Annotated in this window: 27 protein-coding genes; 3 read left to right on the forward strand and 24 right to left on the reverse strand. The window is 62.7% G+C overall.

Translation table 11 applies throughout. The features are described from left to right. Positions 1-20 precede the first annotated feature (20 nt). The 9 genes from BJ997_RS20730 to BJ997_RS20770 form a co-directional block, all read right to left on the reverse strand. Positions 21-626, reverse strand: coding sequence for a type I-E CRISPR-associated protein Cas6/Cse3/CasE (locus BJ997_RS20730; protein WP_084141606.1), 606 nt, complete (start codon positions 624-626; stop codon positions 21-23). Next, the gene (gene cas5e, locus BJ997_RS20735) at positions 611-1,303 is read right to left on the reverse strand and encodes a type I-E CRISPR-associated protein Cas5/CasD (protein ID WP_084141603.1); all 693 of its coding nucleotides are present in this window, start codon (positions 1,301-1,303) and stop codon (positions 611-613) included. Before cas5e ends, BJ997_RS20730 begins: the two co-directional genes overlap by 16 nt. Further along, a complete protein-coding gene (cas7e, locus tag BJ997_RS20740; protein ID WP_035839037.1) occupies positions 1,288-2,412 on the reverse strand; it encodes a type I-E CRISPR-associated protein Cas7/Cse4/CasC in 1,125 nt (374 codons plus the stop codon). The genes cas5e and cas7e overlap by 16 nt, the downstream gene beginning before the upstream one ends. A gap of 1 nt (position 2,413) precedes the next feature. After that, a complete protein-coding gene (locus BJ997_RS20745) occupies positions 2,414-2,917 on the reverse strand; it encodes a type I-E CRISPR-associated protein Cse2/CasB (protein ID WP_035839032.1) in 504 nt (167 codons plus the stop codon). Between the two features lie 3 nt (positions 2,918-2,920). Beyond that, complete coding sequence (locus BJ997_RS20750; protein ID WP_035839029.1) at positions 2,921-4,618, reverse strand: type I-E CRISPR-associated protein Cse1/CasA; 1,698 nt, start codon at positions 4,616-4,618, stop codon at positions 2,921-2,923. A 14-nt stretch (positions 4,619-4,632) separates the two neighbouring features. Next, positions 4,633-7,425 carry a CRISPR-associated helicase/endonuclease Cas3 gene (locus tag BJ997_RS20755; protein ID WP_084141594.1) on the reverse strand — a complete coding sequence of 931 codons (2,793 nt, stop codon included), beginning with the start codon at positions 7,423-7,425 and terminating at the stop codon, positions 4,633-4,635. A gap of 238 nt (positions 7,426-7,663) precedes the next feature. Beyond that, the gene (locus tag BJ997_RS20760) at positions 7,664-7,990 is read right to left on the reverse strand and encodes a hypothetical protein (protein WP_052542585.1); all 327 of its coding nucleotides are present in this window, start codon (positions 7,988-7,990) and stop codon (positions 7,664-7,666) included. 104 nt (positions 7,991-8,094) lie between these two features. Further along, positions 8,095-9,198 carry a coiled-coil domain-containing protein gene (locus BJ997_RS20765; RefSeq protein WP_035839023.1) on the reverse strand — a complete coding sequence of 368 codons (1,104 nt, stop codon included), beginning with the start codon at positions 9,196-9,198 and terminating at the stop codon, positions 8,095-8,097. Positions 9,199-9,342: 144 nt separating this feature from the next. Continuing rightward, positions 9,343-9,702 (reverse strand): hypothetical protein, encoded by a 360-nt coding sequence (locus BJ997_RS20770; RefSeq protein ID WP_152602318.1) that lies wholly within the window; start codon positions 9,700-9,702, stop codon positions 9,343-9,345. Positions 9,703-10,014: 312 nt separating this feature from the next. Between BJ997_RS20770 and BJ997_RS20775 the strand changes: the two genes are divergently transcribed. Then, a complete protein-coding gene (locus tag BJ997_RS20775; protein ID WP_152602317.1) occupies positions 10,015-10,242 on the forward strand; it encodes a hypothetical protein in 228 nt (75 codons plus the stop codon). Between the two features lies 1 nt (position 10,243). Here BJ997_RS20775 and BJ997_RS20780 read toward each other — a convergent pair whose 3' ends face one another. The 11 genes from BJ997_RS20780 to BJ997_RS20830 all read right to left on the reverse strand — a co-directional run bounded on the left by BJ997_RS20780 (position 10,244) and on the right by BJ997_RS20830 (position 19,601). Continuing rightward, on the reverse strand, positions 10,244-10,552 hold the full coding sequence (locus BJ997_RS20780) for a hypothetical protein (protein ID WP_035839016.1): 309 nt from the start codon (positions 10,550-10,552) through the stop codon (positions 10,244-10,246). A 215-nt stretch (positions 10,553-10,767) separates the two neighbouring features. Next, on the reverse strand, positions 10,768-11,022 hold the full coding sequence (gene nrdH, locus BJ997_RS20785; protein ID WP_035839013.1) for a glutaredoxin-like protein NrdH: 255 nt from the start codon (positions 11,020-11,022) through the stop codon (positions 10,768-10,770). Between the two features lie 258 nt (positions 11,023-11,280). Continuing rightward, positions 11,281-11,655 (reverse strand): hypothetical protein, encoded by a 375-nt coding sequence (locus tag BJ997_RS20790; RefSeq protein ID WP_035839010.1) that lies wholly within the window; start codon positions 11,653-11,655, stop codon positions 11,281-11,283. Then, positions 11,652-12,449: a ParA family protein gene (locus tag BJ997_RS20795; RefSeq protein WP_236629098.1), complete on the reverse strand. Its 798-nt coding sequence runs from the start codon at positions 12,447-12,449 to the stop codon at positions 11,652-11,654. Before BJ997_RS20795 ends, BJ997_RS20790 begins: the two co-directional genes overlap by 4 nt. A 200-nt stretch (positions 12,450-12,649) precedes the next feature. Continuing rightward, a complete protein-coding gene (locus BJ997_RS20800) occupies positions 12,650-13,069 on the reverse strand; it encodes a DUF3846 domain-containing protein (RefSeq protein WP_052542584.1) in 420 nt (139 codons plus the stop codon). 366 nt (positions 13,070-13,435) lie between these two features. Next, positions 13,436-14,377, reverse strand: coding sequence for a DUF3560 domain-containing protein (locus BJ997_RS20805; protein ID WP_183323850.1), 942 nt, complete (start codon positions 14,375-14,377; stop codon positions 13,436-13,438). A 341-nt stretch (positions 14,378-14,718) separates the two neighbouring features. After that, entirely contained in the window at positions 14,719-15,153 is a 435-nt protein-coding gene (locus BJ997_RS20810; protein WP_052542051.1) for a DUF3846 domain-containing protein, read from the reverse strand. 14 nt (positions 15,154-15,167) lie between these two features. Further along, the gene (locus tag BJ997_RS20815) at positions 15,168-15,311 is read right to left on the reverse strand and encodes a hypothetical protein (protein WP_160175851.1); all 144 of its coding nucleotides are present in this window, start codon (positions 15,309-15,311) and stop codon (positions 15,168-15,170) included. Positions 15,312-15,681: 370 nt separating this feature from the next. Further along, positions 15,682-16,563 carry a DNA/RNA non-specific endonuclease gene (locus BJ997_RS20820; protein ID WP_035835727.1) on the reverse strand — a complete coding sequence of 294 codons (882 nt, stop codon included), beginning with the start codon at positions 16,561-16,563 and terminating at the stop codon, positions 15,682-15,684. 237 nt (positions 16,564-16,800) lie between these two features. Further along, on the reverse strand, positions 16,801-17,736 hold the full coding sequence (dprA, locus tag BJ997_RS20825) for a DNA-processing protein DprA (protein ID WP_052542049.1): 936 nt from the start codon (positions 17,734-17,736) through the stop codon (positions 16,801-16,803). A gap of 422 nt (positions 17,737-18,158) precedes the next feature. After that, complete coding sequence (locus tag BJ997_RS20830; protein ID WP_160175850.1) at positions 18,159-19,601, reverse strand: ParB/RepB/Spo0J family partition protein; 1,443 nt, start codon at positions 19,599-19,601, stop codon at positions 18,159-18,161. A 152-nt stretch (positions 19,602-19,753) separates the two neighbouring features. On the opposite strand from BJ997_RS20830, the gene BJ997_RS20835 reads away from it, so the two are divergent. Next, a complete protein-coding gene (locus BJ997_RS20835) occupies positions 19,754-20,245 on the forward strand; it encodes a hypothetical protein (protein WP_152602105.1) in 492 nt (163 codons plus the stop codon). Between the two features lie 112 nt (positions 20,246-20,357). Here BJ997_RS20835 and BJ997_RS20840 read toward each other — a convergent pair whose 3' ends face one another. From BJ997_RS20840 to BJ997_RS20855, 4 genes are all read right to left on the reverse strand, one after another. Further along, entirely contained in the window at positions 20,358-20,723 is a 366-nt protein-coding gene (locus BJ997_RS20840; RefSeq protein WP_035835725.1) for a hypothetical protein, read from the reverse strand. A 162-nt stretch (positions 20,724-20,885) separates the two neighbouring features. After that, the gene (locus tag BJ997_RS20845; RefSeq protein ID WP_035835724.1) at positions 20,886-21,536 is read right to left on the reverse strand and encodes a hypothetical protein; all 651 of its coding nucleotides are present in this window, start codon (positions 21,534-21,536) and stop codon (positions 20,886-20,888) included. Positions 21,537-21,776: 240 nt separating this feature from the next. Then, entirely contained in the window at positions 21,777-21,986 is a 210-nt protein-coding gene (locus tag BJ997_RS20850) for a hypothetical protein (protein ID WP_152602104.1), read from the reverse strand. Positions 21,987-22,218: 232 nt separating this feature from the next. Next, positions 22,219-22,848: a dienelactone hydrolase family protein gene (locus BJ997_RS20855; protein ID WP_035835723.1), complete on the reverse strand. Its 630-nt coding sequence runs from the start codon at positions 22,846-22,848 to the stop codon at positions 22,219-22,221. A gap of 675 nt (positions 22,849-23,523) precedes the next feature. On the opposite strand from BJ997_RS20855, the gene BJ997_RS20860 reads away from it, so the two are divergent. Beyond that, the gene (locus tag BJ997_RS20860) at positions 23,524-24,348 is read left to right on the forward strand and encodes an MEDS domain-containing protein (protein WP_160175849.1); all 825 of its coding nucleotides are present in this window, start codon (positions 23,524-23,526) and stop codon (positions 24,346-24,348) included. The last annotated feature ends 555 nt before the right edge of the window (positions 24,349-24,903 follow it).

Genomic DNA, 24,903 nt, shown 5'->3' on the forward strand with positions numbered 1-24,903 from the left:
GAATACGTCACAGTCGACCTTCACGCTCGAGCCACAGTCAACAGACCGCAGCCGAAAGCCTTGGACCGGCCGATCCCGGATTGCAACAGCACTTCCAAAGCCGCAACATCTCTCACAATCCCGTACCCATCAACAACGTCCAGCTGCAGGGGGGCACGCCCGCTGGACGCCACTGTGCGAACGTGGTCGAAAATGGTGACGTCTCTTACCCCGGCATCTAACTTGGCGGCCACCCATTCGGCCATGTGATCAACTGGCGATGTGCCGTGGCCACGCTTGACTGTTGGCCCTGATGGCATCGTGCGCCGGATTGCGTTGACGGCCAGGCGAAACCGGATGGGGGTGTCGATCGCTGGCGCACCTACTGCGACGTCCTTCGTTTTTGCTGCCGCAGGCAAGTTGGTGGGAGCGACATCCGCCCGGATAAGAATGATTTTTCCGGCGGTGCTTTCGTCCACGCGAAACAGGATATTCCGTGAGAGGCGTTTCTCCGCGGGAGGTCCAGGCAGTTGAGCGGAGTTAAATAGGCTCATCACGACTCGGTGCAGCTCACCGTAGTCATTCCAGTCCTTCACTCGAAGGGACGTCGCGGGGACAATTGTTAGATGGCTCATGACGTTGACCATGCTGTGAGTGTGGCGCTGACGGGCGGGTGCACAGTGTCGGTGGCGTAGTTCCGGTCGCCGAGGAGCTGGTGCAGCGTGAGACCACGTTCGTTGCGGGTGTGGGTGGGCAGAGTCGTCAAGACCTGCCGAGGATCACTGTCCCGAACGCCCAGATGAAACGGAAATGAGGGCGAGAATGATTTGCGCCCGAGGTACGTCATGAAGACGGGGTTGTGGGTGGCTTGCGCGAGTTGCTGCACTCGCTCGGTGTCAGCATGACCGATGGCGACGAGGAACTCGGCATCGGCTAGGTATTGGCGGTTCGTGACCAGTGTGCCTCCACCGACAGTCCATTTAGCCCCGCTGCCCAGCGGGATGATGAAGTCAGCTTCCCCCCTCCCCCCGACGGCTGCGCGGTGTCGTGTGCGAACCGCTTGAGCTGCTACAGATGGTGTGCCGACGGTGTGGAAGTCGGTGGCAAGCTCGCCGGTGCGGTCGACTCTCGCCCAGATTTCTGTCGCCCACAGCCACCCCGGCCAGCTACCCCTCGGTGCACCGAGGGCAGCGGCGAGCATGCCTATCACTCCTGAGCGAGTGGGCACGGCCTCGGTGTTGCGATCTGCTAATTCCGTTGATCCCCACGATTGCTGCGGTGCGGCGAAGCGCAGCAAGAGGGTGCTGGTCACTGCCGAAGCCATGCGACAACCTGCTCAACGAGCTGTGGGAGATTACTGGTGCTGTGCTCGAACGCGATCGGGACCGTGCCTACGGAGGTGAGCACGGCGCCGGATGCTACGGTCGTCCCTGAGACGAGTGTTGTGCCGAATTCGGTGGGGTCGTAGTCTCGGGCGGCAGCCGCCTGCCCGACCAGACGGCCGATGGAGCCGGCCAGATAGCCTCCCTCGGTGTCGGCCGTGACGGGTTCGTGAAACTCGTAGGCGGTTCGGTGGGCTTGCCTCTCTGCGATGATGAACGCCGGTTTCGTGTTCGGCGCTGACGAATTATCTTTCCCGGTTGGCAGCGCATTGATGAGGGAGCGAACCAGAAGGGTGAGCCGGTCGTCGGCGTCGGGGCTGTCCCACCCTGTCCACGAGTCTTTCAATTGCTTCTTATCAATGGTGACGGAGCGGTAGTAGACACCTGATGTGTAGAAAGCTTGGCCGAGATGGCCGGCCCCGTCTTCTTGCAAGTCGTCGACGGTGGTGAAGTAGTCCACTTCAATGGTGATCGGGTGCGTCGTCGTTGCCGGTCCCACCGCAATCGCGGCTTCAGTCTGCAAGTCGCTGTGGGCGGCGAACATGCGTCCGAAGGCGGCGATGCTGAGGCTCCCGGTGCGGGATTGAACCACGCTGGCGACACTGATGGGTCCGCCGCCGACAGCGAGGGCACTCGCGAGGGCATCAATTTCATCGGCGGACAACCAGGTGATGGTGTCGCCCGCTGCGGTTTCGCTGTTCTCGGCTTCAGGGGTGTCTTTGTCATTGGCCGTCAGAGATTTCACAACTTTGGCTGCCGCTTTCAGGGCCTCTTTCGGGTCAAACGGTGTGCCTGATTTCTCCGCAGTCAGCGTTGCGCGCCGAACGATTTCCTTGTGAAGGTCTCGGGACCGCAAGGATCCCGTGCCGTCTGCAAAAGAGTCCACCTCATAGGCCACCCGAATGGCGCGTTTGAGGGATTGTGACGACAGGCGTCCTCGTGCTTTCCCACCCTCCCGTACCTGCTTAGGCAACCCCCGGTCATCACGATTCAAGTTGTGCCACGGCAGAGGTGTGAGTGAGTGGATGGTGAGGAAGTTTTTTTCAGTCATTTCAGTCAGCTTTCTTGGTCGACGTCTTGGCGGCACGGGCGTAGAAGTCATAGACGAGGCGAGAACGATGTTTGATGTCACGGTCGAGGTCGCCGGTATCCCAGAAGGTGAGTAATTCCACAAGGGCATAGAAGTTCACCGACAGCGCTCGGCTCACAAGCCCTTCGAGTATCTGGGCAGCTTGTTCGACGTCAAGGTCAACGACGAGGGCAAGCCGTTCGCCGACCCCCTCGCTCTTGCTGGGGATCCGGGAAAAACACTCCCCAAGGGTTCCCGCGCTCTGCGGCGTTCGTTTGTATTTTGCAACCATTGCCAATGCTCGCGTAGCGCCGATGATGGCTGACCGGCGATGCAACCCTGCCGTCGCCGCAACGGTGTGAGCGTAAGCGTAACGCTCAGTAGTTTCGGTGATGCCCCGAGCAACATCTGAAGCCAGCGATGCATCGGTGGCTCGAACAGCCAGCAGCCGCCCGGTGAAGGCTTTGAGCTCTTCAGGAAGTGCCATGTATTACTCGCTTTCTGTCTTGTGGAGGGCCAGAGCAAGTTTCTGGCGGGCTAGCGCAATATCGGGAAGCCGTCGAGACGTCACGAAAGGTTCTATGGCCTCGTCGAATGCGGCGACCGCGGCCGCTGACCACGCACGAATGTGAGCAGTAGTGAACGGCTTCCCCGTTATTGCCAGCGCGATGACGTCTGTCACCACGCCATCGGCGAGAGCACTGAACCGGGCCACAGCGAATTCATGGGTGGAGGTAATGAAAGGCTTGTCGGCTTTGCTCACTTTGCCTTCCCGATCGGCCACGACAGTTCGAACGGCGAAATACAGGGCGCTCTGAACACGCTCGTAGGCGAAATCAGCGAACCGCGCCAAGGCCTCCTGCACTGCCGGGGAACCGCCGATCGTTCCTGGAGGCATGGACAGCCAGGACGCACCCGACAGCTCCCCGTAGGAGCCCTTCTGCTTGAACTGGATGGAGAAAAGTTCTGTGGTGAAGTCGCGTCGGACCAGGATGCTCCGGCGTCCCGGTACCTCGGGGTTGAATGCGCGGAGGTACCAGCCGTGAAGGTTGTGCAGAACGCTCGTGCTGGCATCTACATCGTTGAGAGCACGGATTTCCTCATCTTTTTGTGCGCCCTTGTTCTTCTTCGGATCCGGCCTACGGAAGACAACCTGCGGGTCATCGCGCCATGCATGAACGAGAGAACCTTTGAGGGCGTCCACTCCAAGGACAGGCAGTGATTCCAAATCGATCGCCGGCTCGCCCGCCGCTTTCAACCGCTTATTCTCCGTTACCGCATTTTTGTTTCTGCTCTTTGCTGAGGTCATCTCCGCATAGTCCGCGGCAGAGGGCGGGATTCCCCGGCGAAGGGCCGAGCCGATATGCGCTCCTACAAAGACCACACTTTCGCCCACTCGCTCCGGAAGCAGCAAAGTTGCGTTGCCGGTAATCGTTGCGGCGATGAGGGGGTTCAGCTCTCCCGATACCTCCATGGTTGAAGCCCACGCCGGGAGTGCGGCCCCTTCGGTCCACTCCTGCGGGGTGTTCATCAGCAGCGTCGCGGCCAGGTTCTCACCCGTCTTCCACAACCGAACACCAGCAGCTATGACCTTCCCCGCAGCTGATCCCTGTACAGGGATCGAGATGCCATCAAGTACCACCGCACCATTTCCGTTAACGGAGTAGAACCAAAACCCCATCAACGCCGCCGGCGCACTTGCCAGGTCCAAATGGCCTGTAGCGAAACCGTCGCCGGGGCGTCCCCACCACGCTTTGGTCGAGTCGCCGGGCGACGTGGACCGGATACTCGCTGCCGTCTTCACGGCGGAAGTCGCCATCCGGAATCGGCCTTCTTGCATGAACGGGGTGCTCGGGTGAATGAGCCACAATCTGTCGTCGATACCGTCCAACACGCTGGCGACGACCGCCGGGGCAAAGCCATCCCGAGCCACACCTTCAGCTGTCTGAGGCATGATTCCTTGCGCCCGGGCGATGAGTGCGGTGACCGTCGTAAGAAAACGCAGCACTCCTGCCTTCTCGATCGGCGCTCGAACATCAATGCGCTCAATGAGATGTGCGCGAGTGAAGAGCTCATCCAACCCCACACGGCGCCGCCCCGAACTGTCAATTATCGGCAGCCACGCCAACTGGCGGATGTTGCCCATCGGACTCGGCACACCACCGTCCGCATCCGCATCGTCGTCCATCGAAACTATCGTTGTCATCGAAACCGCACCCCCAGTACATCGTCGTACACAGCGCCGTCCCGCAAACGAACGGGAATCACGTTCCGTTGCATCGGGCCACGTCTGCGTATCTCTGCTTCATCATTACGGTCAAACCCCGCAATCTCTTCCACCCCGGTTCGCTCGCCCAACGCGCTAGGCGAAAGGGGGAACGTGAGGGCAAGAACTGCTCTCATCACATTGGGATCCCGAGAATATAGGGCGGCCTCAGTCAAGCCGCGCCACATCCATTTGGACGGTCCGTCAGCACTCACGATGAAACAGTCCACCGTCGGCCGCTCGATGTGCCGCGTGAAGTGTTCAGCAAGCTCGTCGCGTTCAGTCACCGTCGACAACTGCAACTGCGTTGTTTCCCGGCCCAGGATCCGGTCATACCCGTGGTCATGATGAAAGGGAACAACAACATCGTTAGCATCCCGGAGCTTCGTGCCGGCGGCGATCAGTTCCAACTCACCAAAAGCATCGCCCAGGTCCGGCTCGCGGGCATTGAACGAGGCCGTATCGACGAGGTGCTGTACGTCATCAGGGATACGAACCCTCACGCCCATGTCACGCAAAGCATCAGCCGTGCGCTGCAACTCACCAGGCAAGTACGGCAACGAGCAGACGCGGTCCAATGCCCCCGTCGCGTCCGTTGCCATGAGTACATCGAAGGTGGGAGCACTCGTCGGTCGGGCAAAACGATGCTCGCCCCACACGCCGTCGACAACGGTCGTTGAACGCCAGAGCCGTCCTGCACGCTGGATTAGCGACGGCGCCGGGGCCAAATCAGAAACCATGTGATCAAAGTCCAAGTCAAGGGACGACTCGATGACTTGTGTACCGACCACGATCACGCCTCGCGCACTGCTGCCTTTCCCGGCGACGTCGTGAAGATCACGTGCGATTTCACTGCGGTGTCCTGCAGCCATACGCGAATGCAAAACGATAACTCGATGCCCGGACTCTGCCAGGCGCCGACCCACCTCCAGAGCGCGAGAAACCTGGTTGACAACCACAGCGATGCGCGCATCTGGCGACAGACGCCGGTACTCCAAAACTCGTCGGACGTGTTCATCCAGAAGGTCAGAAGCCACCACGGGGTGCACACTGACGTGCAGCTCGTAACTGCGTTGCGAGGGCACCTTGCAGCTTGCGGCCACCGATGCCGTAACGGATAAATGGCCGGGGTACTGAGGTGTCACCTCAATCTCTGCTCCTCGGAAGGCCTGAGCATATCGCCGGGACACCGCCGCCGGCAAAGAAGCCGACAACAGAGTCACTCGGGTATCGGTGTCACCCCACCACGCCAACATCTCCTCCAGCAGCTTTGCCTGGTAGTGATCGAACGTGTGCACCTCATCGATGACCACATGCCTGTTGGCCAACGCGAGCAAACGCACGGGCGTGTTCTTCTGGCGAAGCCCACCTAAGAGCACCTGATCGCAGGTTCCCACGCTCACCGGGGCGAACAACGCATTTCGAGTGTCGGCCAACCACGACGTGGCGTGCAGTCCCTTCTCGGCCTGCGCAGCATTGGTGTAGAAACTGTTCAAGCTGCGATGACCGTGCAACAGCGCCGCAGCATTTTGTGACGCCGAGAAATACCCGCTCATGCGCTCGAACATGGCATCCGTCGTGGCCCTAGTGGGCAAAGCGAACAGGATTCCCTCACCGGGAACGGCAGCGTGACGGAGCATCGCCGCCTCCGTTTTGCCGGACCCTGTGGTCTCCGTCGCGATCCACAGGCCACGACCGATGCTTTGAGCGGCCTGCTGTAGAGGCGACAGGTGGCTTGCGAACTCACCCATGATGGAGTGCAGTGGATCTTCCAGATCTCGATAGACGCCCAGCGTTTTCGGGACAGAAGCCTGAAAATAGGCGCGGCGTGTCTTCACCCATTCCGCCGGGAGCGCAACCGGGTCGATAGACAGAGACTGTCCATGAGCGACAGATTTGACGTCCGAGGCAAGCCAGTCGGCCAGCATGACCAAGCCAGTCATCAGGAGTATCGCCGTCGTGCTCTTATCGCCGCTCAACGGACGGTGCAGCTGCTGCCGCGTCGACCCGTTCGCCACCAAAACAGCATCAACGAGGGCGTCCTGTTGTGCTCCCCAGGCACCAGCCGTGAGTCCTTTAAGATAACTTACGGTCGGTGACGTCCTCGCCAGTTTGCCGGCGGCTCCAAAACGAGGGTGGTAGTACCCGTGATGTCCGCCCACCACTGCCCCGACCCACGAATCAACGACAGCATCATTGGCGTCTGGCCAGTCTCCCGTCGTGACGAAAAGTCCCACTGCTTCGTGCCGACGCAGAACGGTTGTGTACTGCGATGGCACGGAAATACCCTCAATGCCGCTATTGGGAAGGGTGAAATCGTATCCGGACCGTGCGAGCTCGTTCACGATACGTGCGAGGTTTGCCGCACCTCGCCTGTTATAGAGCTGGCCCTGAAACACTCGGTTGGCTTTTCCAACATCATGAAGTCCGGCGACGCTCGCGACAAGGGCGCGTGCGCCTTTTTCATCACCCGGCGATACTGCTGCCGTGATCAGGTGCCGCAAGCCAGGGCGCAGCCACTTGTCCCAAAGCTCCAGCGCCGCAGCAGAAGTGTCCAAGAGATGGCACAGAAGTGGGTATCGCCCGTTTCCCGCGTCCAATTTCCCCCACAGATGAGGATCGACTCCCCCACGAGTCTCTGGACGGTGTCCAGAATCATCCAAATTCATAACCCCCCGCGCTCCCGACCTTTGTTTCGAACAGTCTAGGAGCGGCCACCGACACTGCATTCCGGGGCCGGAACGCAACACAATAATCCGACCGCAAAAACCTAATCAGGCACAATGAGTCGCGTGGTGGCCGTAGGACACTCCATCAAGTCCTCAAGCGGAATTCTCCGCGTCGGCTCCACCGATACCTCGAACCAGCCCACCCGTCCGGCCGATCCTCACCAACCCAACCTAGACAGGGACGCCTCCGAACGCCGATTGTTCGGGTCCACGATTAGCTCGGAGCAAATACTTGACGTTACAGCCGGTCGACTGCTGATGCCCAGACCCAGAGGCGATGCACTCCCCTGCTCTGCCATTCGACGTAGACAGCGCGACGGGTCCACGCGAGAGCGTGGCCGTCGACGTGGGTGCTGATCTTCGGGTATCTCACCCAGGCGAGCACGGAAATAGGCTCGGTGGCCATCGTGATGGGTTCGCCGGCGCCGCCGCGTTCTTCCCAAGTCAGGCTGATCGGCGTCGGCGAATTCGCGTCGAGCTGTGGAGGCTCGACGGGTTCGTATTTGTCTGCGGAAATCTGGTCGAACTGCTGCGTGAGGCCAGAGTCACGTCTGTTTATGCCCATCTCAAAATTAGAACATACTTTCTAATAAAATAATAGACCGACCAACCCTCTTCCACTCGGGACCACCGAAGAGGGCTGCGCCGAGAGCAGGTGCGCCCGGCCGCCTACTTCGCCGGCTTCGCGCCGGCGGGACTGGCTTCTGCGCGATCTGCGCGGCTGCGCTGCTCACGCGCTTCCTGCCGCAGCTCCGCAATCTCGACCCGGAGCTGGGCCACTTGCTGGTCTTGCGTGGTACGGAGATCACTTACGCGCTGCTCGCCGTGGGTGCGTTCTCGTTCTGCGTCGGTACGCGCTGCGTCACGTTCAACGATCGCGGTCGCCAAGTGCTCGCGCAGTGAGCTCGCTTCCTCCCGCACAGCATCGTGGGCTGCGCGATTCTGCTCGAGCTGGTCCCGAAGCCTGGCCAGGTCCGACTCTGCCCGCTGCGCTCGGGCCGCTTCGTCGTCGGCGCGGGCAACCGCGCCGCGAGCTCGCTCCTCGGCTTCCGCTCGCGCGGCGGAAGCCGCTTCGGCGCGCGTGGTGGCGTCGTCGCGTTCGTGCTCTGTCTCCCCCAAACGTGTGCGCACGGTCGCGAGCTGCTCGCGCATCTGCGTCAGCTCGGCTTGCGCCTGGACATTTTGAGTCTCGGCCGCGGTCAGGACGGCGGTCAGCTCGGCGGTCACCTGGTCGAGAGCCTGCGTCCGCTCCCCCAGCTCTTGCTGGGCTGCTGTGAGGGCGATCTGTTGCTGCTCGGCGAGTTCGGATGCTTCCGTGGCGGCGGCGTCAGCTTCCACCCGTTCGGCCTCGGCCTGGCGCTGAGCTTGCTCGGCGCGGCTCGCTCGTGCTGTCGCGGCGGCGACGCGTTCGGCGGCCTCGGTCGTGACAGATTCGATCTGCACCTCTGCGGCGTCTGGGTCGGCGACGGTGCGCAACTCCTCGACGAGAGCGGTCAGTTGCTGGCCGAGGTGCTCGACCATGCCGGCAACCTGTCCACGTAGTTCTCCCGCGCGCTGACGTGCGGCATCGACGGGGCGCTTCTCATCGTCGACGTTCCGGGTGGGCTCGGCGGTGAGTCGGCGCCGTGCGCGCCAGGCTGCGGCGCGGTTGTGTCCCTCGTCGTCGCAGTACTCGGGGGGCCGACCGGTGCCGGCGTCCGCGCTGACGGCGGGGCGCTCGCATCCGGGGAACCGGCACGTGCGTGGCTCTATCTGCTGCAGCTGATCGCTCATAACGTCACACTATCATGACGAAACACGTAACAGAATACACAATACGTAACGAAATACGAAACGCTTTTGGGCGTGCGGTTTCGATCCGACCGGGCAGGGCGGATCGTGAGTGGTGTGACTCGGCGGCTGCGCGTCGCCGCGGGGCTACATGGCGAACAGGTCCGGTATCAGGAGGGCGAGGTTGCACTGGGGGCAGCGCTGGCATCCGCTGCGCCCTTTGCCGGTGCGCATGATCTCGACGTTCATCTCGGTGCCGCAGGCGGGGCAGGCCGTCCCGCTCCAGGGGATCCCGTCGTACTTCGGGTCGAGCTCATCGAAGACCAAGCGGGCGACCTCGATCGCGTCGGCGCGAGCATCCGAGCCGGGCGGTGAGTCCGCCACCTCTTGGAGTGCGACGTTGAACGGAACCGTTCCGGTATCGGTGAGGGGTTCCCCTGCGACGGCGCGGGACAGGGCCTCCTCGAAGTCGCTTCGGTTCATCACTCCCCCGCTGTCTAGATCCATGTCGCTCAGTCTGGCCCGGCGCCGACGTTTTCGCACGGATCCCTTCTGGTGGGCGCACGGGAGCCGAAGAAATCTACCGGCGCATCGGCGCTAAGCTGGCCAAAAAATCGGGGGACCATGAAGATCCGTTTCGCCGCATCCGCGGCAGCTCTATTACTACTCGCTTTGACGGGGTGCGCTAACAACACCGGAGGAAACATCCCGCCCGAGGAGCCAGCGCCGACTACAACTACACAGTCGTCCGCAGTAGCGCACGAGTTGACCACCGCTTGCGCTTCCGCCTTCGAGCAGTCGGAAGTCGACCTACACACCATGTACGACAGTGGCCGTGAGAACGACGAGGTCGCATTCACGGCAGCGTTGGACCCACTTTTCGACGCGTGCGAGAGCCCCGCAGACCTCTACGCGGGCGGCGTCAAATACCCATACGTCTACGGCCTGACAGATGGCCTGTACCTCGATGCGATGACGCTCAAAATATACTGCAGCGGCTACGAAGCGACCCCGGCATGCACAGACATGGATTCATTCAAACCCTGAGTCACGGTTCAACTGTGATCATCGGCCCATCGAAAGGAAACACGAGCGCCTGCTCCAACGTCACCGGGTGGAGCGACAGCCCGCACGCGAACCCTCCGCCGCCGGCGTATGTGCCCCGGACGTCGACGGCGACCGGTGTCTCGATACTCTCCGTGATCTGAACGTCGGTGAACACCTCGCCCAGGTGCTCGGCAATCGCATCTGTGCAGACGCTCTCCGGATCACCGCCACTGGAGCACCCAGTTAGAGCAAGGGCCAGAAGAGACACGCCCATTGACGCGGCTACATGGCGATACGGTCGTTTGCTCATCCCCGCAGCCTATCCACGCTCATTCGCTTGCACTTCACTCAGCATTCTCGCGCTCTCTAATCCATGTCACTCAGTCTGACCCGGCGTTGACGTGTTCATGTCCGGCGATGATTGCTTCGTCCTGTCACGACAGAGAAACGCCCCTGGCCGGGAGAGAGGACGGCCGGGGCGTTGATTGTGGGGCGCAGAATCCTGCGCCGGGTCGCGCGTTGGGCTCACGCGTTGAGAGCTCTGCTCTGTGCCAAGGCTGCGATGCGGTCGGGCCGGAAGCCGGCCCAGTGGTTGTGTTCGTCAACGACCACGATGGGTGCTGCGCTGTAGCCGAGGTCTTCAGAGACGTACTCGAGGGCCGCTGCGTTCAAGGTCACGTCGACCACTGTGTAGGTCACGCCTGCTTTGTCGAGGGCTCTGTAGGTCATCGTGCATTGGACACACGCTGGCTTGCTGTACACCGTCACCATCTCGGTCATGATCTTGCTTCCTCTCTACCAACAATTTTTTTGCCTGGCTGGCAAGAGAAATCGATAGCGACCGTGAGTGCCGTAGTGCCGGGTCGTGGAATACCGGAACGCAGCGAGGATATGCCGCGAAAGCCCGGAACGAAGGCACGGGAGGGAGCTACGGTGATCAGCCAGACAGGTAAAAACGAAGGGCACTTACAGCGCCGCGCAGCGGATCAATTACAGGTCGGCCTCCGTGCCGACGTAGGAGGTGTGTCGTTTTGGTGGTTATTTGGTGCCCCAGCGTGCACGGATCGCTTCTTCGACGACGTTTCGAATGACGCCTCCGCCTTCGCCGTTGGCGACGGCTTCGTCGATCAGGTTGAGGACGTCCACGGATAGGCGTGTGCTGAATGGCAGGGTGACTTCGCGGCGCGGTCGCCCGCGAGGGGTGGGTGCTGGCGAGGCTGCGGGGGATGTTGGCAGTGGGGCCGGCGTCTCTGCTACTGGCGCGGGCGGCGTGGAAGGTGGTGCCGGCTGCACTGTGGCCGGGGCTGCTTCTGTGGGCCTGTAGTCGATGGGGTCCACGGATTCGTCGGGGGCGGGTCGTGGTGTGCGACGTTTGCGGGATTCGAGGGAGGGGCGGTCTTCTTGGGTGCTCATCGGATGACCTGCCTGACTATCTCGGTGTACGCGTTTAGCACGGGTGCTCCTTTCCGGTATTTGCCGTACCACTCCCCCACGAGTCGCACTTCTTGGACGATGGCGCGGTCCGGGACCAGGGGAACGAGGAGCATTCCGGTGTCGCGTAAGTCGTCGATGCTGGCGGTCGCGGCTCGGGACATGATCGTTTCGCGCACTCCCCCGCAGACGATGCCGGCTTCGGTGAGGTTTGCGGGTGCTCCGATGCGGTGCCGACTGGCTCGGAACTGCTCCACGGTGCGGCGGGCGCCGGCGACGCCGTCAACGCCGTCTCCTGAGGCGCTGGAGGCGTAGAGGATGGTGTCTGCGGCATTGAGCGCTGACAGGGTCAAGGGGCCGCCTTGGCGGTTGGGGCAGTCAATGACGACCAGGTCGGCGTTGAGGCCCTCGAGCGACGTACGGAGACGGAGCTCGGCGTGGTCGGCGCGGTCCGCCTCACGGTTTGAGACGTTGCGAGCTGAGGGAACGATGCGCAGCTCGGGGAACCATGACGATTGGATGGCGAGGTCCTCGGCCCATCCTTCAGGGTTCTCGTCGCCGAGAATTGCGCCAACATGCAGGCCCTCTTCGGCCGGGACTACGTCGAGCCATTTGGTCGAGGCCGCTCGGGGGTCGAGATCGATCAGGACCGTGCGTCGCCCCTGCGACGCGGCGATCGCTGCGATCGAGACGGCGGTCGTCGTCTTAGTCACTCCGCCGGACTCGCTGTAGACCATGAGTGTTTGCATGAATTCATCATGCTTTGATTCATGCATGAATGCAAGCCTTCTTTCTTTCATTCCTGCATTCTTTCTTTCTTTCTTTCTTTCTTTCTTTCTTTCTTTCTTTCTTTCTTTCTTTCTTTCATGCATTCATGCATGAAAAAAAGAAAGAATGCAGGCGGATTTGATCATGGGGAGTGTGAGGGGGTCTCCCCTCACCGGCTGGCCCGGGACGGGCCAGCCGGTGGTTGTGGCTAGATGTTGCGGAGCATGCCGACGATGGTGGGGAAGGGGGAGAGGCTGTCGACGAGTTTCTCGATGGTGAGGTCGTCGGGTTTTTGTGCGAGTCCGGTCTGGATCCTTTCGAGTTGGTGGTCGGTGAGTCCGATGGTTTCGCCGTCGTCGTTGGCGCTGACGGCTATTGCGGTGCCGAAGATGACGGTGCGGCTGCCGAGGAGGTGGGCGAGGACGGTGGCGGGGAGGTTGAGGGGGGAGCCGTTGATGAGTCCTTCGTCGTCGACGAACAGGTCGATGTTGTCGGTAAGGCCGACGACGTCGAACATGGAGCAGCCGATGGCGGCGGCGATGTCCTGCCCGATGTGGTCTGGGTTGAGGTTTTGGGTGGTGATGGTTTCGGCCGGGTTGATGTGGACGCTGCGGATGATGGTGGTCATGGGGTTCTCTCTCCCTTGTGGTGGTGAGATGCGCGGGGTCCCGAGCTCTCGGGGCAGTGGTTGTGTGCTCATCCACCGTTTTTCTGCCCTTGGTGGCAAGAGAAATCGATTGAGAGCGGGAGTGCCGGAGTGCACGGCTGGTCGGGGGAAATAAGGGAGCTTGCGACCGCGCCCGACCAGGTGGGCACGTAGGCACGTAAGCGAACTACGGTGACCGGCCACCAAGGGAAGAAAAGTTCTTTACGAGGGCGGCAGCGGCGAAGCCGCTTCCTTGTGGCCGGCGTGCCGGTTCACCTGGTGGGGGAGTGTGAGGGGGCGCCGCCACCTCACGGCCGGCCCGGGGCGGGCCGGCCGTTCGGTTCGGGGTTATTCGGGGCGGTGGTGCTGCTGGATCTCCGCGTAGGGGGCGGTGTTGGTCCAGCTGTATTCGGTGGTGACGCTGACGGTCTTGGTGTTGGCGCGGACGACTTCGCGCCACTGCCCGCGGATCTTGACCCGGTCGCCTTTCTGGATGGTGGCGCGGCTGTGGCCGGTGGCCTGTCCGGTGGCGATCTGCTCCGCTCGCACTTTTTCCCAGTAGGTGATCTGGTCGCGTTTTTCAGCAATGCTCGGCGCGAGGCGCACCGCACGGGCCTGCTTTTGGGTGTCGGTGGCGTCGATGTACCCGCGCTCGTTGTCGTAGCAGGCTGCGGTGATGCTGCGCTCGAGCTTGCGGAGCTCGGCGCTCAGTGTTTCGATGCGGTTGGCGACGGTAACGGGGGAGTAGCGGGCCCCTGTCGTGTGGGTGGCGGCGTCGGCGCGGGCCTGGGCCTGCTGAGTGTCGGCTGTCGCGTCGAGGGCTGCCCGGGTGGCCCTGTCGGCTTTGGCTATGGCGTTGCGGTGGCGGGTTTCGGAGTGGTGACCGATTTTGATCGGTTCGCCGCCTTCGGGCAGCCGCCGCAGGGCTGCGTGCTCGCGGTCCCACGCGGCCGTTTCGGCGGTGGCCTTGCGGTCGGCCTTCTGCTCGAGGGCGTCGACCCGGTCGACCTGCCGCTGCGCCTTCCCGGCCTCCACCTCGGCCATGGGGCGGTGGGTGTGGTCGATGCTGGTGGTGACGGTGAACCCTGCAGCTTCCAGCGCGGTGGTGGTGCGTTCGATGGTGCCGAGCTTGGGGAGGCGGTCGCGGGACTGGGGGATGAACCAGGCGCTGATGCTGCGTCCCCAGCGCCACCCGCTGACTGTGAGAACCTCGGCGGTCCCGTCGCCTTTGCTGGTGCCGTCGATCAGGGTGCCCTCCGCGTGCGTGTGGGTGATGGTCAATGCGTTCATGATCTTGTCTCTCTCCTCGGACAACTTGTTTTTTTGCCTTCCGGCGAGAGAAATCGATAGCGACCGTGAGCGGCGAAGTGCAGGGTCGTGGAATACCGGAGCGCAGTGAGGATATGCCGCGAAAGCCCGGAACGAAGCCGCGGAGGGAGCTACGATGACCGGCCGGAATGGTCAAAAAAGCACCAATAGAACAGCGCCGCGAAGCGGCTCCGCCCTGGCCGGTCAGCAGGGCGGCCGCGCCGCCGTTCCACGGTGTTGCTCTCGTGGTGTGGGGGAGTGTGAGGGGGCCCGTCCCCTCACGGCTGGACTGACCTCAGGTCGGGTCAGGCCAGCCGTGGCGGTTAGTGGCGGCGGAGCATGGCGACCAGTCCGGGGAATGCGGTCAGGCCGACTGCGAGCTGGTCGATGATGGCTGGGGCGGGGCGGGTGACGAGAGCGGTGCGGAGGCGGTGCAGCTGGGTGGTGGTGAGGCTGATGCTGTCGCCGGTGTTCGGGTTACAGCCCAGCGCCACGGCGTTGCCAAAGAGCACGGTGGGTGTGCCGAGTTGGTGGGCGATGATCGTCGCGCGCAGGTTCAGCCGTGACCCGTTGAGTGCTCCTTCATCATCGACGAACAGGTCGATGTCGTCTTCGAGGCCGACGACGTCGAAGTTGTTGCACCCGACGCTCTCGTCGAGGGCTTCGACGATGCGGGCCGGGTCGAGGGTGGTCTCTTCGAGGTCGTGGAGGAACCCGATGCGGAGCGCGCGGAGGGCGGTGGCGTGGGTGCTGGTCATGATCGTCTCCGGGGTTAGGCGTTGCTGTCGGCGTAGCGGGTGACGGTGCATGTTTCGTCGGGGCCGGTGTCAAATCGGCCTTGGCTGCGGCAGCCGCTGCACGCGCACCCGTCGGCGTACCGGTCACTCGGGAGGGTGTTCTCGTAGTCGTACGTCATGATCTTCTCTCTCTCCTCGGACAACTTGTTTTTTTGCCTTCCGGCGAGAGAAATCGATAGCGACCGTGAGCGGCGAAGTGCAGGGTCGTGGAATACCGGAGGGAGCGAAGCGAGTGAGGATATGCCGCGAAAGCCCGGAACGAAGCCGCGGAGGGAGCTACGATGACCAGCCGGAATGGTCAAAAAAGCACCAATAGAACAGCGCCGCAAAGCGGCTCCGCCCTGGCAGGTCAGCAGGGCGGCCGCGCCGCCGTTCCATGACGGGGGAACGAAGCGGCGGCTGCGCCGCTGCTTCCGCTTGTCCGCCCCGCAGGGACGGCTTCAACGGGCCGCCGTGGTGGTCCCTCAGCGGCCGATGCGACGGGTCGTTCTAGAGAGTTATGTCCTCACCGGTCGTGAGGAGTACCCACAGCGCCCGTCCAGCATGGCCCACTGCCCCGGGCACTGCCGGGGTCGGAAGCCGGTCCGCGTCGACGAGTTGACGCAGGTCGAAACCGGTGAGGGCGGCGATGTCGGCAATGGGGACCTGGAATGTGCGAAACGGGCCCAGAGGAGGCGTGTCGCCGGCTTCGAGTGCACGGGCGGTTTGCAGGTCGAGGTCGTCGAGCTGCGCGGTCTGGTCCAGAACGTAGCCGGTCGCTGCGAGAACGAGTCCCTCGACAGAGTCGTCCGCGTTCAGGTCAACGTTGGCCGGGACGTGAACCCAGACGGCGATTTTCCAGAACAGTCGGGGGATCGCAATGTCCCGGTAAATCGGGTCGGTCGGATCGAAGACCGGGCCGGTGAAGACGTTGAGCTGTGCCCGGTGCACACGTGCGTGGTCAAGGACGTAGTTCTCCAACCCTGCCCACAGCTCGGGGCCCTGGTTGAATTTCTTCGCCTGGGGTGCCGCATTCGTGAACATGAAGGTCTCACTGTTGGCTCGCGCGGCGATCTCGGGGGCACCCCAGACGGGATCTCTGCGTCGGACGAGGTGGCCACGGTCGAGGTCGTTTTGCTCGTAGAGGCGAGGCCCGGCCTGTTCGCTTTCGGGCACTCGGGGATCGAAACGCCAGTCGTTGGTCCGGTCCAAATCCACGAGCGCCGCGCCATCGATATTCACCCCGGTTGCCGCGGCGAGCCGTCGGAACGGGTCCAGCAGCACAGTGAAGTGCGTGTAGTCGAGCTGTCGCACGACGTGTCCCTCCTGGGGAAGAGGCAGTGGAACATCGATTGTGAGAAAGCTGGGGGCATATCCGAGTTCAATGGCCATGCCTCAGCAAAGCACGTGCGGGGGGAGATGACCGCCACAGTCCTCACGCACCGTGTCGACACATCGGATATTCGGGGTACTGCCGATCCGGTGTCATGAGCTGGTTTTCCCGGCCCGACAGAACGCTAACGCCGGATATTCGACTAATTCACACGCCACCCATGCCGGTTGCCCTGGTGGGGAGCGCGAGGGGATACCCCTCGCCGGCCAGCCCGAAGGCTGGCCGGCCCCACGCGCCTAGAGTTCGGCGGCGTCGGCGGTGTCGGTGATGATGCGTGCTCCATATTCTTTGATCAGGCGGTGGCATCCGGCGCTGGTGGGGGAGGTAACCGGTCCGGGGACGGCGCCGAGCGGGCGGCCGAGTGCTTTCGCGTGACCGGCGACGTTCAGTGACCCGGAACGCCAGCCCGCTTCGACGACGAGGGTCGCGTTGCTTCCGGCGGCGATCAGGCGGTTCCGCATCAGGAACCGCCATTTGGTCGGCGCGGATCCACAGGGCATTTCGGAGGCGACGACCCCATCGGTGACGATGCGGGTGAGGAGGGCGTCGTGTCCGGTGGGGTAGAACCGGTCGACACCTCCGGCGAGAAACGCGACGGTCTGCCCGTCGCTGGCGAGGGCGGCGCGGTGCGCCATGCCGTCGATCCCGTACGCGGCCCCGGACACGATGGTGTGCCCTCGCCCCACGAGCCCGCCGACGATGTCCATGCACACGTGCTCCCCGTACCCGGTGGCGGCTCGCGCGCCGACGACGGCGATGCTTTTAGGGGCGACCAGTAGGGCGGTGTTGCCCCGGGCCCAGAGGGCGTGCGGGGCGCTCGATCCAAGGTCAGCGAATCCGGTCGGCCAGTGCGGGTGCTCCGACGTGATCAGCACCGCATCAACTTTTTCGGCGGCATGAACTGCCGTTACGATGCCGCTGTCAGCGACGCGGGGGAGTACGCGCCCCCTCAAGTTCGTCAGGTCCAGTCCTGCGGCGTTACCGTCGCCCTGGCACAGGAGCGTGAGCGCGTCGGCGGCTCCGACTGCGTTGATGAGTGCTCCGGCTTGGGTGTCGCCGGGTTCTCCGATGGTGGTCCAGACGGCGCGGGCGATCGCGTCGGGACTGAGGTTCTGGCTGGCCAGTGCGGCGGTCGCGGTGGTGAGGTGGCGGGTGATGGTGAGTGCGTTCATGGTGTTTCTCTCTCTCCTCGGACAACTTGTTTTTTTGCCTTCCGGCGAGAGAAATCGATAGCGACCGTGAGCGGCGTAGTGCAGGGTCGTGGAATACCGGAGGGAGCGAAGCGAGTGAGGATATGCCGCGAAAGCCCGGAACGAAGCCGCGGAGGGAGCTACGATGACCGGCCGGAATGGTCAAAAAAGGCACCAATAGAACAGCGCCGCGAAGCGGCTCCGCCCTGGCAGGTCAGCAGGGCGGCCGCGCCGCCGTTCCATGACGGGGGAACGAAGCGGCGGCTGCGCCGCTGCTTCCGCTTGTCCGCCCCGCAGGGGCTTCCCGTCAGGGATGGGGTCGTGATCTGAGGTTCCGGCCTCCGTGCCGGTGCCGGGGAAGGGCCCGGCGTGACAGTTGGGGCACTGTCACGCCGGACTGATCGTTACTCTAGGGGCTGGTCCTCACTCTCCGCATCCTCCACACCCTCGACGTTGTCTCCGGGTGCGTCGTCGGGTGTTTCGGTGGCGGTGGTTTCGGGTGTCACGACGACGAGCTGCTCCACGTCGCTGAGGCCGTAGCCCCACGCGGCCAACTGCTGGAAGTACAGTTCTTTGCTGGCGTCGGGGTAGCGCCACGTGCTCTTACTCGTGCTGTCTTCGATGCCGCCGAGGATCACGGCGAGGGTAACGTGCTGCGCCTTGGTGGGGGAGTGCTCCACCAGCGCAGCGAGCTTGTCCACATCCCAGAACCCGCCCCGCTCAATGCCCAGCAGCACGTGCGCGAGGACACTGCCGTTGGTGACGGCGCTACCGACAGCGGAGCGGTGCACGGTCAGGCCCTGCGCGATGACCTTGCCGGTGTCTTTCGGGAGCGTCTTCCGGCTGAGGAACTCGGCCAACCATTCCCGGCGCACGACCTCGGCGGAGGCCCATGCTTTGTTGTTGGCGATCAGGGTCTTCCGTTCGGTTTTCTGCTCCTCAGTCATCGGGCCGCTGGCCGCGCCACTGCTGGTTTCCTTGCGGAACCCGGCTGCCTTGAAATCGGTCAGGAAGTAACTCACGCTCGCTTCCTCACCAGCCCGGTACGCCCGAACATACGCGGCACGGCCCACGGTGTCTGTGATGTCCTCGAGCGTGACGCGTGCACCGTCCACTGTGACCAGTTCGCTAAGACGAACGGGCGCGCCTGCTTCGTAGTAGCTCGGTTCCCGGTCAAAGACGATGAACCCGCGCCCGATCAGGTCGGCGGTCGCTTCGGCCTTGATCAGGGCGACCGCGCGGTCATCGCGGGCGCGCTGCGTCGCGTGGGCGAACTGCTCGGGCCTGCTCGTGGCCACGTCGATCAGGTCACTGACCGTCTCGTCGTCACCCTCGAACTCAATCAACGCCGCCGCCTGATCCAACGTCAACGAGTGACTGACGATCGCGGACGCCGCCGTGCTGCTCGCGGCGACGGCGATCCCGGCCTTCACCGTTGCGGGCTTGCTGCCGGTGCGCTTGGCGATCACTGCCGGAGTCAGCCCTTCGAAGGCGAGTTGTTGGAACGCGGCGACCCGGTCCGCGTCGGTGACCGCTTCACGGTGGTCGTTTTCGACCATCTGCACCACGATGCGGTCCACGGTGGCTTCGTCGGCGTCGACGATGTACGCCGGAATCGTCGCCAGTCCGGCCTCCCGCGCGGCGAGAGTGCGGCGCTGCCCGGCCCGCACAATCACGGTGCCCTGCTCATCACGCCGGGCGAGGATCGGCGTCAGGACACCGTTCTGCTTGATGCTGGCGACGAATTCACGCGGCAAGTTCGCTGCGGTGCGCACGTTGGCCTCGACCACGATCAGGTTCGGGTCGAGGTGTTCTATGGTGCCCATCCGGGCGGTGCTGTTAGTCATTGGTTCTCTCTCCATCAACTGATTTTTTTGCCTGTCTGGCAAGAGAATCGATTGAGAGCGGGAGTGCCGTAGTGCACGGCTGGTCGGGGGAAATAAGGGAGCGTGCGACCGCGCCCGACCAGGTGGGCACGTAGGCACGGGAGCGAACTACGATGACCGGCCAGACAGATAAAAAATTCAAAAAACAGGTCGCGGAGCGACTCCGCGTCTTGGCTTACGTTTTGACTTGTTTATTGTGTCGATACGATCAAACAATGTCATCAACTGCCTCTCAGCAAGCCCAAATTCCGGATCTGACCCCATCGGGAAAATTCGTGCGCAAATGGGCGGCCATAGCCTCCTGGATTCTCGCTGCTGTCCTTCTCGTCGCCATCGCATTGCTTGCCCCCGACAAGATGGATGGAGCGATCGGAACTGCGCTTGCGATTTTCGCTTTCGGCATCTTTGCAGCGACAATTCAAACCTCAACGAGTTTCTGGATCGGCGTCTTCGCAATTCTTGGTGGTCTGGTCGCGGCGTTCATCGTCAGTCTTAACGCCGAGGGCACGCTCCCGCTCGTGGTGACGATAGTGAACGCTGTAATTACAGTCGTTTCTGTCTGCTGGACAACATTCGGATCGAACCAACAAACTCACCTGAGCTAGGGCAAATTATGCGGCGCTCGACAACGAAGCGAGCTGCATACCGATCATGGCCCAATAACGAGTTTGTTTGTGATCGAGGATGCCTCTTTCGATCGAGTACCGCGCAGCGGTCCTAGGGCCGGAATGGCCTACCCGAAGGTGCCGCCGCGAGGAGCTCCTCGAGGCGGGTGTCAGCGTCGGTGCCGCCCTGGAGGAGTAGGGGCATAAATCGGGTGAGGGCGGCGAAGCCGGCGGCCTGGGTCGGATACACGCCGAGGGAGACCAGGTGAGTGCTGCCGTTCGAGGTGGTCAGCTCCGCACACGGATAGTGCTCTTCCGGCGCGATTCCTTCTCGAACCGCGTCGGTGAAGGTATTGCTGTCGAGCTGTTCTTCGATGGACACGACCTGGTCGAGGTTGATCCAGATGTCGTCGGCGCCGATCGTCGGCCGTGAGCGGTCGTGCCCGTAGGTGGTGACGGCAAGTTTCAGGTAGCGCATGATGGGTCCTTCCCGAGTTGGTAGGCCTTGACGCTATGGCGAACGTGGGCGTGGCCGGCGGCGATCGGGGTGTTCTGTGGATAACGCCGCGCTACCGGGGAGTGTGAGGGGGAAGTTCCCCCTCACGGCTGAGGCCGCCCGGCGGGCGGCCTCAGCCTGCGCTCAGTGTGTGGTCGGGCCGAGGGCTGCGAGGGCGATTTCCAGTGCGCGGTCGTAGCTGATTCCTGCGGGTCGAACCTTGTTCAGCACGAAGCGTTGGGCTTTGGGCCGTCGGAGCGTTCCGGCGTAGCCCTCGGGGGCGTCCTGCTGCGGCCCGTAGCCGGGGTGCAGGATCAGCCACCTCGGGAAGGGCACATCGTCTCTGAGCACGGCGGAACGGTATCGGGCGGACGGTTTGTGGCAGCGGTGCCAAAATAGTTCCGCTTCGGCTCGTGCAGCGAGTCGTTCGGCGACGGGCCGTGGCGTCACGCCTGCGGGGTGCATGCGCTTCGTGGTCGTCGCGTGGACGTAGGGGCGGAGCTGGGAACCATCGCGGGCGGGGATCTCGTTCGCGACGGCCCGTTCAGCCCGTGCAGCGGCCCGCCTCGCGGCGGTGTCGTGCACGTGGGTTAGTGACCATTGGCTGGCCTCAATGGCGCAGCAGATCAGGTTCCAGTCGTGGCTGTAGAACTGGATGACTCGGTCGAGGTCACGCTGGGCCGTGGTGCCGTTTGTCCGCATGTATCGGGCAAAGAACGCGTTAGCGGCTTTGCGATCGGCGGCTATGTCATCGCTGGTGCGTTCGGGACGGGTGACAACGAGGAACTGGGGCATGAGACTCTCCGCTCAACTGATTTTTTTGCCTGTCGGCAAGAGAATCGATTGAGAGCGGGAGTGCCGAAGTGCACGGCTGGCCGGGCGAAGTAAGGGAGCGTGCGACCGCGCCCGACCAGGTGGGCACGTAGGCACGGGAGCGAACTACGATGACCGGCCAGACAGATAGAAAATGGAAAAGGGCCGCCGCGAAGCGGTCTCAGGACCCGCAGGGTCTCCCCACCGGGGTGCATCTGGTGGTTAGGCGGCGTCTTCGAGGTACTGCCAACGATTCTCAGGGTTGAGTACGCCCAGGTCGACGAGCTCCCGCGCCGAGCGGTGGTCACCGCGCTGGTCGCTCGAGCGCGGGTAACGCGGCCACACCCGCTCACTAGGCGCATCCGCATCACGAAACAACGGCCGACTCGACACATCCACCCGTTTAGGACGGCGCCGAAGGGCAGTGTTCATCGTCGCTACCTCGGCCTGCCACCATTCCCACACTTCGCGTTCGGCTCGATAACGATCCATTCGATCTGGGCGAGGACTCCCGCCGAGATCGCGGCGTAGGCCTTCGTGTGGGACATTCGACGAATTCACAAGCCACCCCATGGCGGCCGCGGTGCTGGCAGCGATCAGTTGATTGTGCAGCAGGACGCTTCTGCGCACTAGCTACATCAAATTCACTCTGTGCGGACCATGGCTAGTTGACGAGGTACCTCTTCAGGAACGATGTCGAGCGCGCGAAAGCTTGAGTTGCAGATGCAGCCGTCAATGTGCGGGGAGCGATTGCGTGTGCGGGTGTTTGCTCTGACCCGGCATAGTTAAAGCGTTCCAGAGTCGTCCCGTCATCGAGGAGACGGACGATGAAAGCCGCACAATCAGGCGTGTCCACCCCCGCAAGATGTAGTTGAACTGGGCAAGGCAGCACACCTTGATCAGCGTCGCTGAGTATCGCGTCATAGACCACGATCGCGTTGACGTTCCCGGATCGGGCCAAAAGAAGAGCGAGCCAGCCACCCATCGAAAACCCAACCACGCCTATTCCTGGCACGTCGTATGCCCGTCCGATGCGCACTATCTCGTGAAGAGTGTTCAATGCCATTGGAAGATTGATCTCGACAAGAACTGCCGCATCCTCCTCGTCGGTGGCAGCCCACCCGTGGTAAAGATCCGGGATGAGCACGTGAAAGCCGCGCCGAGCGAGAGAAACACCATAATGTTCCATACCGTTCAGCCGCCCGAACCAATCGTGCAGCAATATAACCAACGGCTGACTTGGCAGGCCATATTCGAGGGTCGTCCCTCGAAATGGAATGGGGACGATGGCCATGCCAACACCCTAACCATCCCGTCTACCTTGTCGATAGCTCTTGAAATTCTGACTGACCTCGAGGTACTCGGCCAAGCAATCACAGCACTTCCGCCATACCCGGAAGATACCGCCGGTACCAGCCCGGACTCCGCAACCCCGCGCACCCCTCGGACACCGCGTATCCCACGGGCGGGTGCGCAGATCCCACTGTCGTGCCCACCCCCGCTCGTGGCACCCGACTACCCGCGCACCCGCGCCACCCCCACCACGATCGGCCAAATCCACGATCCGCACTACCCGGCCGTCACCCAGCGTGAGCGCGATCTCGTCGCAGCAACCGAAGGCCGACCATTCCGGCGCAAGCAGCTACAGCAGCGACACCGTCGTGAGTGCCACGGTTCTCATTGGCGGCGGCACAATTGCTTCCGGTCTTCTGACCATGCCGGTGGGCACGGAGATCACCGACCTGGCCGCCACACACTGTGAGCCGCACTCGGGCCGGCAACCGTTCAGCTCGAACTGCCGCCTCGATGCTCACGAATCAGCGCGTTCACCGCACCGCATACGTCACGAAAGCACATGCCCGCATCGACGTCGTGTCGTGCCAACGGTCTGGCCAGTTCTCACAGATGTCGTCGGACTTTTCGTGATAGGAGTATGGTGGCGCTGCAGGGCAGGGTGCAGGAGGTAGTCATGGCGATCGAGGCCATCACGCTCGAGACTGGTGCTCACGTCGTCCATTTTCACCAAGACAACGCGGACCTCATCACCACAGTGGGCGGCTATGCGGCCGCGGCGATCAAAGCTGGTGATGCTGCGCTCGTCGTCGCAACCCGTGATCAGCGTGTTGCGATTGCCGCCCATCTCGAAGCTGCCGAAATTGATGTCGTTGAGGCCCGGCGGGTCGAGACATTTGTAAGCATCGATGCGGCCGCTACCCTTGCCCGTTTCTACGCCGACGGGCAACTCGACGCCGGCAAGTTCCACACCGTGATCGGCGGCATCATTGCCCACATCGCCGCGCGGACCGGGCGGACAGTTCGTTGTCACGGCTCGATGGCGGCGCTGCTGTGGGACGCCGGTGCCATCACCGCCGCGATCGAGCTTGAAAAACTGTGGAATGACCTCACCCGCGAACTGGACTTCTCGCGGCTGTGCACCTACCTGAGCCTGTCCGTCGCCGGGGCCGAGCACTCCCAGGCCCGACGGGTCATCTGTGGGCTGCACTCCGATGTGGTCGATAACCGCCACCAGGCCAAGCGGAATTTTCGGCCCCGACAACCGTCCGCGGCTCGGATGTCTGGAACCTTAGCCCCCTTGACCGCACTAACCCTGTTGCACTTGCGGCCCGAAGTACACCAAGCCTCGGGCATGGTGTCGGTTCAACTCGGAGTCGACCCGGCCCGCGCCCTAGACCGACTCCGCGTCTTCGCCGCCAGTCGCGGCCAAACCCTAGAGGAAGTTGCCAAAGAAGTTGTCAGCCGACAGCTGCGGTTCAACGGCCCGGAACCACAGTAGATCCACCGCAACAGCCGACCCGCGCGCTGCACCGGCCAGGCAATGGGCTGCTCTTCTCAAGCACTCGAAGCCGACGCCCGCAACTGGGTAAAAGCGTAGAACGAAAACCCGAAGCCATTCATCTGGACCAAATCCGCAGAACAAATCCTCGAATCCCTCAAACGACTTCTCAACCGAACGTCCGTCGCAGGACACTAAAGTGCCCTAAAACTACGTGTGATGATCTGGCCCAGATCACGTAGCGTCACGGATCCCCACTCAGCCCCACTGAGTCGAAATACGCAGTTAGCCACCGATACGTCGTTCCGTCGACCGTGAAATCCTGAGGATCGCCCAACCAGATACCGGGGACAATCCGACCATGCGCGCTCCTCGGATTGACGAGAACGGTGGGCAGTTGCCCAAAATCATTCACTCTCAACCAGATCTTCGTCGACCTCTTCATCACACTCCGCCCGAGCAATTTCACACGCGTATGGCGCTCAAATTTCACAATGTCCTCCAATCAGCAGGGACGATTGCTCCATTTTGTGACGCAACCCCTGCATTGCCAAG

It is taken from the genome of Cryobacterium roopkundense, assembly GCF_014200405.1.
Taxonomy (GTDB): Bacteria; Actinomycetota; Actinomycetes; order Actinomycetales; family Microbacteriaceae; genus Cryobacterium; species Cryobacterium roopkundense.

What these genes read in the sequence shown, in the direction of transcription:
- BJ997_RS20775 (WP_152602317.1), top strand. Translation starts at nt 10,015, where the DNA reads ATGTACGACAGTGGCCGTGAGAACGACGAGGTCGCATTCACGGCAGCG.
- BJ997_RS20805 (WP_183323850.1), bottom strand. Translation starts at nt 14,377, where the DNA reads ATGAACGCATTGACCATCACCCACACGCACGCGGAGGGCACCCTGATC.
- BJ997_RS20755 (WP_084141594.1), bottom strand. Translation starts at nt 7,425, where the DNA reads ATGCAGTGTCGGTGGCCGCTCCTAGACTGTTCGAAACAAAGGTCGGGA.
- BJ997_RS20730 (WP_084141606.1), bottom strand. Translation starts at nt 626, where the DNA reads ATGGTCAACGTCATGAGCCATCTAACAATTGTCCCCGCGACGTCCCTT.
- BJ997_RS20855 (WP_035835723.1), bottom strand. Translation starts at nt 22,848, where the DNA reads ATGGCCATCGTCCCCATTCCATTTCGAGGGACGACCCTCGAATATGGC.
- BJ997_RS20750 (WP_035839029.1), bottom strand. Translation starts at nt 4,618, where the DNA reads ATGGACGACGATGCGGATGCGGACGGTGGTGTGCCGAGTCCGATGGGC.
- BJ997_RS20800 (WP_052542584.1), bottom strand. Translation starts at nt 13,069, where the DNA reads ATGACCACCATCATCCGCAGCGTCCACATCAACCCGGCCGAAACCATC.
- nrdH (WP_035839013.1), bottom strand. Translation starts at nt 11,022, where the DNA reads ATGACCGAGATGGTGACGGTGTACAGCAAGCCAGCGTGTGTCCAATGC.
- BJ997_RS20815 (WP_160175851.1), bottom strand. Translation starts at nt 15,311, where the DNA reads ATGACGTACGACTACGAGAACACCCTCCCGAGTGACCGGTACGCCGAC.
- cas5e (WP_084141603.1), bottom strand. Translation starts at nt 1,303, where the DNA reads ATGGCTTCGGCAGTGACCAGCACCCTCTTGCTGCGCTTCGCCGCACCG.
- BJ997_RS20745 (WP_035839032.1), bottom strand. Translation starts at nt 2,917, where the DNA reads ATGGCACTTCCTGAAGAGCTCAAAGCCTTCACCGGGCGGCTGCTGGCT.
- BJ997_RS20840 (WP_035835725.1), bottom strand. Translation starts at nt 20,723, where the DNA reads ATGCGCTACCTGAAACTTGCCGTCACCACCTACGGGCACGACCGCTCA.
- BJ997_RS20830 (WP_160175850.1), bottom strand. Translation starts at nt 19,601, where the DNA reads ATGACTAACAGCACCGCCCGGATGGGCACCATAGAACACCTCGACCCG.
- BJ997_RS20845 (WP_035835724.1), bottom strand. Translation starts at nt 21,536, where the DNA reads ATGCCCCAGTTCCTCGTTGTCACCCGTCCCGAACGCACCAGCGATGAC.
- BJ997_RS20835 (WP_152602105.1), top strand. Translation starts at nt 19,754, where the DNA reads ATGACCGGCCAGACAGATAAAAAATTCAAAAAACAGGTCGCGGAGCGA.
- dprA (WP_052542049.1), bottom strand. Translation starts at nt 17,736, where the DNA reads ATGAACGCACTCACCATCACCCGCCACCTCACCACCGCGACCGCCGCA.
- BJ997_RS20850 (WP_152602104.1), bottom strand. Translation starts at nt 21,986, where the DNA reads ATGAACACTGCCCTTCGGCGCCGTCCTAAACGGGTGGATGTGTCGAGT.
- BJ997_RS20765 (WP_035839023.1), bottom strand. Translation starts at nt 9,198, where the DNA reads ATGAGCGATCAGCTGCAGCAGATAGAGCCACGCACGTGCCGGTTCCCC.
- BJ997_RS20795 (WP_236629098.1), bottom strand. Translation starts at nt 12,449, where the DNA reads ATGCATGAATCAAAGCATGATGAATTCATGCAAACACTCATGGTCTAC.
- BJ997_RS20860 (WP_160175849.1), top strand. Translation starts at nt 23,524, where the DNA reads ATGGCGATCGAGGCCATCACGCTCGAGACTGGTGCTCACGTCGTCCAT.
- BJ997_RS20760 (WP_052542585.1), bottom strand. Translation starts at nt 7,990, where the DNA reads ATGGGCATAAACAGACGTGACTCTGGCCTCACGCAGCAGTTCGACCAG.
- BJ997_RS20790 (WP_035839010.1), bottom strand. Translation starts at nt 11,655, where the DNA reads ATGAGCACCCAAGAAGACCGCCCCTCCCTCGAATCCCGCAAACGTCGC.
- BJ997_RS20780 (WP_035839016.1), bottom strand. Translation starts at nt 10,552, where the DNA reads ATGAGCAAACGACCGTATCGCCATGTAGCCGCGTCAATGGGCGTGTCT.
- BJ997_RS20820 (WP_035835727.1), bottom strand. Translation starts at nt 16,563, where the DNA reads ATGGCCATTGAACTCGGATATGCCCCCAGCTTTCTCACAATCGATGTT.
- BJ997_RS20770 (WP_152602318.1), bottom strand. Translation starts at nt 9,702, where the DNA reads ATGGATCTAGACAGCGGGGGAGTGATGAACCGAAGCGACTTCGAGGAG.
- BJ997_RS20810 (WP_052542051.1), bottom strand. Translation starts at nt 15,153, where the DNA reads ATGACCAGCACCCACGCCACCGCCCTCCGCGCGCTCCGCATCGGGTTC.
- cas7e (WP_035839037.1), bottom strand. Translation starts at nt 2,412, where the DNA reads ATGACTGAAAAAAACTTCCTCACCATCCACTCACTCACACCTCTGCCG.